Origin of the sequence: Ruminococcus flavefaciens ATCC 19208 (genome assembly GCF_000518765.1) — a bacterium.
Lineage (GTDB): Bacteria > Bacillota > Clostridia > Oscillospirales > Ruminococcaceae > Ruminococcus > Ruminococcus flavefaciens.
The window spans coordinates 151,182-161,295 of record NZ_JAEF01000017.1; the positions used below are offsets into that span (position 1 = coordinate 151,182).

The window sequence follows — 10,114 nt, forward strand, 5'->3', positions numbered from 1 at the left end:
TGTCATATAAGTGCTTTTTTCGCTTTTGCAATATTTCAAATTATATGGACAGTCTAATGAAAAAGAAGGAGCCGTTAACGGCTCCATTCTTATTTATATATGCTTGTCTTCATACTCCTTGATGCGGCGGTAAAAGGTGTTGGCACGCAGGCCCATTTCTTTCTGAAACCATACAAAAGTAAAAACTTAGCTATTATAATACTTCATACAGCTGTCCGAACTGTTTATCATTCTCCTTCAGACAGACAAGGAAATATCTCACCTCTGCCTCTTCGTCTGTAATGGGGACTTGAATGCGGTCTGAACTGTTTCCGAAAAACTCATTTGCAGTATCTGTGCTGAATGACGGGAGGACAGAGGCATTGACGATCTCGTCGAAAGTAAAACGGTCATTTTGAATCAGAAATCTGGAATGTGGCATCTTTCTGACGGCCATATCGTGCCAGAATCCGATCTCCGACATCAGCAGGAAGCTCTCGCCGTCAAGGTCGGAGAAGGACAGCGCGGCTTCATTTGCAAGCCTGTGTGTCGGCGGCAGCGAGAAGAACAGCTTTTCCGTTCCACAGGCAGTGCTGATATAGTGTTTATCCTCGGGATGAAAATGCAGCACGATCAGCTGATACTGTCCGTTGTGGAGACCTTCCAGCAGTTCCGTTTCCTCCGTGATCTCCGTTTGTATCGTCATGGTCGGGTATAATTGCGACAGAAGCGGAGTCAGTTTCCATATGGGTGCGGGCGCACAGACGCCAAGCGAAATCGTCCTGCGGCTGCGGTCAAAGTCACGTACCTGCTTTGCAATGCCGTCAATTTCTGACAAGGCTTTCCCGGCAAGCTCAGCAGTCAGTATGCCGTTTTCGTTGAGCTCCAGCTTATTGCGGCTGCGTACAAACAGCGGTACACCAATCTCTTCCTCCAGTTTTCTCATATTCCGACTCAGCGCTGGCTGCGAAAGATACAGCTGTTCGGCAGCTTCGGAAAGTGTGCCGTATTCTTTGAATGCGGCAAGCTGCCGCAGAAGATATAACTCAAACATATCATCACCTCAGTATGATTTTGATTTATAGCAGTATCAGATATTAGCATTGTACAAATCCAAAATAGTATGCTATAATATGCTTGTAACAGGATATCTGTTCTGATTATAACACAAACCAGTATCAAAATCAATACCGGAAAAGAGGGATCATATGCCGGAGAGAAAATTTCTGACTGTATTCTTTTCATGGGGCGGACACACAAGAAAGGCTGCCAAAATGATCACAGAAACAACAGGCGGCGATCAGTTTGAGCTGAAACCGGAAAAGGCGTACTCAAAAATATACCCCATCTGTGTGACACAGGCGAAAAAAGAGCGTGACAAGGACACACGGCCTCCCTATGCAGGAGGTATTGCGGATATATCACAGTATACCGACATTGTGATCGGTTATCCGGCATGGTGGTATACCTGCCCGATGATCGTGCTGAGTTTTCTTGAGCAATACGACCTGACCGGTAAAAATGTGTATATTTTCAATACCCACGGCGGAAGCGGTTCTGTCGGCACGGACGATATCAAGAAGCTGTGCAAGGGAAATGTCCACAAAAGCATTGACGGAAATCACCTGACAGAAGCTGATGTCAGAGAATGGCTGAACCTATAAGACAAGGAGGAACTTATTATGGAATTCGTAATACTGAACACAGGAGCAAAAATGCCGATTGAGGGCTTCGGCGTATTTCAGGTGCCCGATGCGGCTGTCTGCGAACAGGCTGTATATGATGCAATCAAGACAGGATATCGCCTTATCGACACTGCACAGGCTTACATGAACGAGGAAGCTGTCGGCAAGGCAGTGAACCGTGCAATTGCTGACGGTATCGCAAAGCGTGAGGAGCTTTTTATCACTACTAAAGTGTGGGTATCCAACATGAAAACTGAGGACACAGCCTATGAGTCCGTGAAAACATCTTTTGCAAAGCTGGGGCTTGACTATGTTGACCTTATTCTCCTGCACCAGCCTATGGGCGACTATTTCGCAGCATACAGAGGTATCACAAAGGCTTACAAGGAGGGAATCGTCAAAGCAATCGGCGTTTCAAATTTCTATCCTGCGATCCTTGCAAATCTCTGTGAGAATGTAGAAATCATGCCTGCTGTCAATCAGGTTGAACTGCACCCGTTCTTTACACAGGACAGTGCGATCACGCTCATGAAGGAATACGGTATCGCACCACAGGCATGGGGACCTCTCGCAGAGGGCAGACACGGTATCTTTACCCACCCTGTACTGACGGAGATCGGAGCAAAATACGGTAAGACCGCTGCACAGATCGCGCTGAAATGGAATGCACAGAGAGGTGTTTCGATCCTGCCGAAATCTGTTCATGTGGAGCGTATGGAGCAGAATTTCAACATCTGGGACTTCACGCTTTCGGATGAGGATATACAAAAGATCACAGCACTTGATCTTGGGCACAGCGAGATCGTTGACCACAGCGATCCTGCATTCGTAAAGATGATAAACGGTTTTAAGATCTGAGGAGGATAAAACTATGTATTTAGAAAAAATCAACGGCCCTGCCGACATCAAAAAGCTGGAGGTATCACAGCTTCAAACGCTTGCGGACGAGACAAGAGCCGCACTCATCAACAAGATAAGCAAAGCCGGCGGACATCAGGGACCTAACCTGGGGGTTGTGGAGCTGACAGTGGCATTTCACTATGTTTTTGACTCACCGAATGACAAGATAGTCCTTGACGTATCCCACCAGTGCTATCCGCACAAGATTCTGACCGGAAGAAAAGAGGCATTTCTGGATGAGACGCATTTCGGCGATGTGACAGGCTATACTAATCCGAATGAAAGTGAACACGATATGTTCATTGTCGGTCATACTTCGACCTCTGTTTCTCTGGCGCTCGGACTTGCAAAGGGACGCGACCTGAATCAGCGCAGTGAGAATATCATCGCACTCATCGGCGACGGTTCCCTTTCGGGCGGCGAGGCGCTTGAGGCTCTCGACTACGCAGGAGAGTACGACAGGAACCTCATTATCATCGTGAATGACAACGACCAAAGTATCGCTGAAAATCACGGCGGACTCTACAAAACGCTGAAAAAGCTCCGTGAATCAAACGGCACTGCCGAGGACAATCTGTTCCGTGCAATGGGACTGGACTACCGCTATCTCGATGACGGTCACGATACCACAAAGCTTGTTGAACTGTTTGAGAGTGTGAAGGACATCGACCACCCTGTTGTGCTGCATATCCACACGATCAAGGGAAAAGGTCTGCCCTATGCAGAAAAAGGCCGTGAAAGCTGGCACGCAGGCGGTCCCTTCCATGTTGAGGACGGCTCTCCGCTGTATCCTTATGAGGGCGGCGAAAGTGTCATGTTCAACTGCCTGAAAGAAATGCTGGACACGAACGGGAATGCCATTGTTCTGAACGCCGCAACTCCTATGGGACTGGGCTTTGTTCAGGGTGTCCGTGAGGAATATGTTGAACGCGGACAGTTCATTGATGTCGGCATTGCAGAGGAAAATGCAGTCGCTATGGCAGGCGGAATAGCAAGAAACGGCGGCACGGCGGTATTCGGCACTTTCGCTCCTTTCTATCAGCGTACATACGACCAGATGTCACATGATGTGTGCCTGAATGACAGTCCTGCAACTTTCCTGATACTTAGCCCCGGTGCCTACGGTATGAACTCCAATACGCATATTGCGCTCTGCGATATTCAGATGTTTGCTCATATCCCGAATCTCATTTATCTTGCACCTGCAAGCAATGAGGAATTCGTACAGATGTTCCGCTATGCAACCACGCAGAAGCAGCACCCTGTTGCGATCAGAGTGGTGGACAATCTGAAATCGACAGGTGTCGCTGACGATACTGATTACTCAGTTCTGAAAAACAAGATCGAACGCAAGGGCAGCAAGGTCGCACTCTTTGCAGTGGGCGGACTTGTTCCCATGGCACTGGAAGCGGCTGACAAGGTCAAGGCTCAGACCGGTACAGAGATCACGGTCATAAATCCGAGATTTGTCAGCGGTGTAGACGAGGATCTTCTTGATTCACTGAAAAAAGACCACAGCCTTGTCATTACCATTGAGGACGGTGAAGTTATGGGCGGCTACGGACAGAATATTGCAGCATTCTACGGCGATTCTGATATGCGGGTACGCTGCCGTGGCATTTCCAAGGCGTTCCACACGGAATTCAAGGCTGAGGAACTGCTTGATGCTCATGGTATTTCCGTGGATAAGCTGACCGCTGAGATAATCTGTGCGTTGAAATAATAATCTATTTCACATGAAAAGAAGTTCGCTTATTAAAGGACTACCAATATGAAGGTCTGCGACTTTTCTGAAAGTTTGTTTCAAGACATGTGTGACGGTCAGCATTGAAAAGTGAATATAATGATAGCATCAAAAACGGCACTTCAGAAAGAGAAGTGCCGTTTTTTCATATCAATTGATGCAAATAAGTGAGAAATCAGAAATACGATATATTCCGGTTCCCTTATCCAGTCCGATAAGGAACTTGACATTGTCATCTGACTGAGTCATAGTTACTGTGTCAGTGATAGTCTGAACGTTAGGAGTGAACGTATGCTCATGGTAGGAATAGCTCTTATACTCTCCGTAGCCCTGCTGGAACATCGTATAAGTGTTTATGTTCTGTGAAGTACTGATCTTGTAAGTCATGCGGTAAGTCTTTCCTGCCTGAAGTGAAACTGTGCTGCTGCTTACCTGCGCATACTGCCCTGTCTTTGATACATTGACAGTTATGCTTCCGTCATCATTGTACTCGATAGAGCCGACACCATCATTCATCCAGACGCTCCAGCCGAACTGATCTATCATATTCGGATCGTCCTGCCAGTTATCATTTATTCCATAGAGGAGATTGAGATGGTGTTCTGCATATTTCGCTCTGTTCTTGTAGAAATTGCGGATCATTTTAATGCAACTGTCATAGTTTGAACTTATGCCAAATCTGCGGAAAGTATCATTAACAGCATCTTTTGTTGCGGCAGCATATGAGTCTATCTTTGCTGATACCTTAGAATTATCGAAGTTATCATTCATTATCTCCTTGTATCGGCTATAAAACTGCTGCTTGAATTCGTTATTGTTCATCAGCTTGTTGAATAGTGAGGAAATACTGGTGATTTTTCCTGATTTGTCCATATCCTTGAAGCAGTCACGGCGGAATGAGCACTGTCCGTCATAGCCTGAAGAATACTCCGTATCAAATAGCAGGAAACGCCATTTACCATCCATATATGGATTTGAGCTATCGTTCTCGTCTGAACGCCATATCATCCAGTTATTGCTATTAATAATGCAGTCCCAGTTTGCGATATAGTTTTCAAAAGCGATAAAGTCGATCAAGCCGTTAATATCCAGAGTATCGCATACCCTTTTATAATTTGAAGGATCTGACATATTTGCGGACATAGCCCAGTTCCAGAACTGCTTGAAATCCTGATATGCCGAATCAAGTCCCGAATACTCGTAACCATTCTTTACAGTAGTTATACGGTCGGAATCCACATGATAATGTGATTCAAGATAGTTCTCGTCAAGCTTTTCCTGCATTGAATAGGTACCCCAGAATTCTCCATCTAGGAAGACAATATAATCCTGCTTTGCCTGTTTACCGAGTGATAGTCCTTCTGCGAGGGACTGGTTCAGGTCATCACGGAAACGGCAGTTATCATAAGCATTTCCGCCATTTCGGATAGTTACCTTTTTATATTCCTTGATCTTTGCGCCGTCAATATCTGTGGCACCGCCCTCGAAGAAATCATACTGCATTTTATTTGCACCGTAGTCACGGCGTGCATAGAACGTCATGCTCTTTTGAGGGAATGCGGCAGACCAGTTTCCAGCTATGCGGACTCCAACATCTTCTGTAAACTTGAGCTTACCCTGTTCAAATACTTGTATATTGCAGGGGCGCTCCCATTCCTTGCCCTCCGAGTTGTAATTCGTCGGATTTTCGTTGCTTCCCACATCAAGATTGGGATCAAAGCTGCCACTGTTCTTCCAGCGGTAATACTGATCACCGATCATATATATACCTTTTTCCTTATCAAAGAAATTACTGCTGTCAGTGGAGATTGAAAGCACTTTCATATCCTTGTAATATGAGGCGTTTTTTCCGACAAAGTAACTGTTTGTTGCTACGTCGCTGTAAAGTCCGTTGCTGTCCCTGCATACCGCTCTAACTACCATGCCCTTATCCACTGCGAAATTCGGAGGCTCATAGCCTCTGAGAGAAATATCACGGATAGAAGCGAGCTGATTGGTATCATTGGTGTTATTGCGTATGCTGATACTTCCCTGATACTGTTTTGCTGAACCCGAGGTGCGCGGATCCGAACCGTCAAGTGTATAAAGCACAGTGGAGCCGCTGCTGCCTGAAATAGCAAGATCGAATGCAGAATCATAGAAGCCTCCTTCTGATGAGAATACAGGCTTTTCAACACGGTATACCACTTCAGCTGAGCTGTTAGAAGCTCCGGGTGTGGGCTTCAGTAATGCCAGACTGTCAGAGCCGTCGGGGGTTCTTCCGAAGGTAACATCAGTATCAAGCTCAGGGAGCTCAAGCTTGTCAAGCTCCGTACCGTCAGGTGAAGTCAGGTATATGGTTTCTCCTGTTGCGCTAATTTTAAAAGTAGCATGAAGCTCACCTGTTGCTGAGTCGGTATCATCACAGAAAATGATGATATATTTACCGACGCCAAGCGTCGTTCCCTGTGGAAATGTGAACTTGTAACGGTTTTTGTCACCGTCTGAAACTCCGATTCCGCTGAGATCACAGACATTGTCACCCGCATTATACAATTCGATCCAGTCGGGTGATGTTCCATCAGCTGCCTTTAATGATTTTTTGTTTGTAGAGCATACTTCGTTGATATATAGTTCCGATGTACCGCTCTGCTGATTGGATACGACCTTTTTTCTCATCTGACACAGGTCAAAAACATCCCATACACCATCATTATTAAGATCATACTGTTTTCCGTCAAGGTTTTCATCAGTATTTTTTCCGAGCAAATAATTCTGAAAATTCTTCAGATCCTGTTCACGGAATATCTGACAGTTATCTGCCGCCGCAGCTGTCAGTGTGAATTTGTCTGCTCCTCTGTGAGAAGCATCTTTTGTGCCGTCATGAACATCAGTTCCCTGATACGGAACGGCAGATGCCGTCAGAAAGAGAGCTATCAGACCGGACAACAGCTTATTATGCTTCATGGGTTTCCACCTCCTGAAAAATTATGTATTACATTTCGTGCACGATTACACCGTAATTATATGGTATTTTACACTGTATGTCAAGAGACTTTATAGTACATTTTGTGCTGAATTAAAAACATAATGTGCAAATATACAAAGGCGTATAAAGCAAACAGATATTATTTATTATGCTTTATACTAAGAAGTCTTCGTCTTAGTATCCGTATGCATAAAAAATCTTATTGAGGCATATCCACATGAGAAGTGAAGCGCAAATGGCGATACATTGCAATGGGATTTGATTTGCAAAAGGTTTACAGATTGACTTTTTCGGGGCTTTTTGATATAATAAAAAATGGAGTCAGTAATTACAGGCGTCTTCATTTTTATTATAGTATTTAAGCAAAATATGCAGGAAATATCAATATTTCAATAATTGAAAGAGAGCAGCTAGAACAGAAATGGTTTTCATTCAGAATAATTCTATTCCACTCATTTATTCCACACGAAAATTATAAAAGGCTATAAATAGGCAAAAACAGTGCGTTACAAATATTCGAATCCCTCTCTGTCCGCTTTTTTTAAGAGCCTGTATTTAGCAGAAAAAGCTAAATACAGGCTTTTCTGTTACCTACTGAAAGCAGTTTTAACTGCGTTTTTGCATTTCCGTGTGAAGAAAAAACAGGTGAAATGTACACGGCTTAAAGGCAGTATAATGATACAAAAGAAGCAGCTCCCTCGCGGGAGCTGTAAATATTCCTAAAAGATGATTATACTTAAAGTATTTTATTGGTAGAACCATATTACCTGTTATCAAAAACTAAATAATTTTTGAATATTGGAAACAGCCTATTGACAGGCAAAATGATTGATGCTATAATGAATTCAAGAAGAATACATTGTGTATATAAAATGTGTGGGAGGGGTATATAAATGTTGCATAATACATTTTATCCTGCCGAGGACGGCAATACGGAGACGATCGTTCTGCTGCATGGTTTCGGAGGCAATTCACGTATTTGGAAATATCAGCTGCCTCTGCTCTCAAAACATTACAATGTTCTTACTATTGATCTTCCAAGTCATAATGAAGGTAATTTACAGCTTTCACAGCTTGAGATAAGTTTAGATGCAATAAGCAGAGAAATACTTGCTGTATGCGATCATTATTCAATACGATGTGCTATATTCATGGGAGTATCACTTGGTACGATTTTTGTGAAATATATTCAAGCGTTTTATCCTGAATATGTTGATTTCGGAATTCTGGTCGGTGCGGTAGCTACAGTAAATGCATTGCTTCACGGATGTGCTCATCTTTTTTCAAAAATAGGTGACAAGCTTCCGTTTGCGGCAGTTTACCGTGTTTTCAGCTGGATCATTATGCCTGGTAAGCGTAATGAGGAGAGCAGAAGTATTTTTCGTAAATGTGCTATCGCTTTGAATAAAAAGGAATTCAGGCTGTATATGCATATTTTCAATCAGGCTTTTCGTTTCAGCAAGGTATTTGAAAAGGAACATCATCCGGAAAACATATATATTTCCGGTAAGCTTGACACATGTTTTCTGCGTCGAACAGTACGTGAAGCTAAGAGCACCTGCGGTAGGATGATACAGATGGCTTCATGTGGTCATGTATGTAATATTGTACAGAAAGAACGTTTTAATGAGCTTATGTTGCAGGTACTTGATAGGGATTTTACTGTCACAGCAGAATGATATCATTAGAAAGATGTAAAAAATAGAAAGCGGTTTAAGTCGCATTTTGAATTCTAATTTGTAGTAAAAAGGAAATAAGCCATCGATCAAAAGGCAATATAACAATATTAAAGAAGCAGCTCCCTTGTGATATGGGAGCTGTTGTTATAATATATATTATTTACACGATGACTATCTTGAGTTCAGGTTTAGATCTGGTGAAATATTAACATCGGTAAAAAGACCTAATTGCTGTATATACAATACGGATATTTTTTATGCTGTTACGATACTATCTGCCTTATGTAGCTTCAGTTTTTCAACTGCCTGCTCTCTCATCTTGTACTTGAGTATTTTTCCTGCTGCATTCATCGGGAAACCTTCTACAAAGTCAATATATTTCGGACACTTGTGCTTTGCCATTCTTGCAAGGCAGAAGTCCTTTATTTCCTTCTCTGTAGCAGTTTCGCCGTCCTGAAGAACGATGCACGCCATTATCTCTTCACCGTAATCCTCATCTGGTACGCCGATTACCTGTACGTCCTTTACCTTCGGATATGTATAGAGGAAGTCCTCTATCTCCTTGGGATAAATATTCTCACCGCCGCGGATTATCATGTCCTTGATACGGCCTGTTATCTTGAAATATCCATCAGAAGAACGTCTTCTTGCGAGGTCGCCTGTATGCAGCCAGCCCTCTGAGTCGATGGCTGCTGCTGTAGCCTCGGGCATCTTGTAATAGCCCTTCATGATGTTGTAGCCTCTTGCCACGAACTCACCGTCTACATCATCAGGAACTTCCTGATTTGTCTCAGGATCTACGATACGGCACTCAACGCCGAAGATAGGTCCGCCGACTGTATTTACGCGCTGTTCGAGAGTATCTGTAGTTTTGCTCATGGTAGTTGCAGGAGAAGCCTCGGTCTGTCCGTAAGTGATGCATATCTCACTCATGTGCATCTTCTCGACAACTTCCTCCATTGTCTTGATAGGGCAAGGAGAACCAGCCATGATACCTGTTCTCATGTATGAGAAATCTGTCTTATCAAAGTCCTCATGTCCCAGCATAGCAATAAACATTGTAGGTACACCGTGGAAGCAGGTGATCTTCTCCTGATTTATGCAGTTAAGACCTTTTCTCGGCGAGAAACGCGTTATCGGTGACATAGTTGTACCGTGA

General features: G+C 43.8%; 7 protein-coding genes. 4 read left to right on the top strand and 3 right to left on the bottom strand.

The annotated features are described in order from the left end of the window. Positions 1-193: 193 nt before the first annotated feature. On the bottom strand, positions 194-1,033 hold the full coding sequence (locus L870_RS0105930; protein ID WP_028517364.1) for a LysR family transcriptional regulator: 840 nt from the start codon (positions 1,031-1,033) through the stop codon (positions 194-196). A gap of 154 nt (positions 1,034-1,187) precedes the next feature. On the opposite strand from L870_RS0105930, the gene L870_RS16775 reads away from it, so the two are divergent. From L870_RS16775 to L870_RS0105945, 3 genes are read left to right on the top strand one after another with little or no spacing between them, the layout of a single operon-like run. Continuing rightward, a complete protein-coding gene (locus L870_RS16775; protein WP_051411430.1) occupies positions 1,188-1,643 on the top strand; it encodes a flavodoxin in 456 nt (151 codons plus the stop codon). Between the two features lie 18 nt (positions 1,644-1,661). Beyond that, positions 1,662-2,522 carry an aldo/keto reductase gene (locus tag L870_RS0105940; RefSeq protein ID WP_028517365.1) on the top strand — a complete coding sequence of 287 codons (861 nt, stop codon included), beginning with the start codon at positions 1,662-1,664 and terminating at the stop codon, positions 2,520-2,522. Between the two features lie 13 nt (positions 2,523-2,535). Beyond that, a complete protein-coding gene (locus tag L870_RS0105945; protein ID WP_028517366.1) occupies positions 2,536-4,287 on the top strand; it encodes a 1-deoxy-D-xylulose-5-phosphate synthase in 1,752 nt (583 codons plus the stop codon). A 171-nt stretch (positions 4,288-4,458) separates the two neighbouring features. Here L870_RS0105945 and L870_RS0105950 read toward each other — a convergent pair whose 3' ends face one another. Beyond that, on the bottom strand, positions 4,459-7,254 hold the full coding sequence (locus L870_RS0105950) for a CotH kinase family protein (protein ID WP_028517367.1): 2,796 nt from the start codon (positions 7,252-7,254) through the stop codon (positions 4,459-4,461). A 915-nt stretch (positions 7,255-8,169) separates the two neighbouring features. Between L870_RS0105950 and L870_RS0105955 the strand changes: the two genes are divergently transcribed. Continuing rightward, positions 8,170-8,955 carry an alpha/beta fold hydrolase gene (locus tag L870_RS0105955; RefSeq protein WP_028517368.1) on the top strand — a complete coding sequence of 262 codons (786 nt, stop codon included), beginning with the start codon at positions 8,170-8,172 and terminating at the stop codon, positions 8,953-8,955. A gap of 255 nt (positions 8,956-9,210) precedes the next feature. Here the strand turns inward: L870_RS0105955 and L870_RS0105960 are convergent. Continuing rightward, the coding region (locus L870_RS0105960; protein WP_028517369.1) for an AMP-binding protein at positions 9,211-10,114 on the bottom strand (904 nt) is incomplete at its 5' end.

Bases quoted from the DNA above. Each gene is read 5' to 3' on its own strand.
- L870_RS0105930 (WP_028517364.1), bottom strand. From the start codon at position 1,033: ATGTTTGAGTTATATCTTCTGCGGCAGCTTGCCGCATTCAAAGAATAC.
- L870_RS16775 (WP_051411430.1), top strand. From the start codon at position 1,188: ATGCCGGAGAGAAAATTTCTGACTGTATTCTTTTCATGGGGCGGACAC.
- L870_RS0105940 (WP_028517365.1), top strand. From the start codon at position 1,662: ATGGAATTCGTAATACTGAACACAGGAGCAAAAATGCCGATTGAGGGC.
- L870_RS0105945 (WP_028517366.1), top strand. From the start codon at position 2,536: ATGTATTTAGAAAAAATCAACGGCCCTGCCGACATCAAAAAGCTGGAG.
- L870_RS0105950 (WP_028517367.1), bottom strand. From the start codon at position 7,254: ATGAAGCATAATAAGCTGTTGTCCGGTCTGATAGCTCTCTTTCTGACG.
- L870_RS0105955 (WP_028517368.1), top strand. From the start codon at position 8,170: ATGTTGCATAATACATTTTATCCTGCCGAGGACGGCAATACGGAGACG.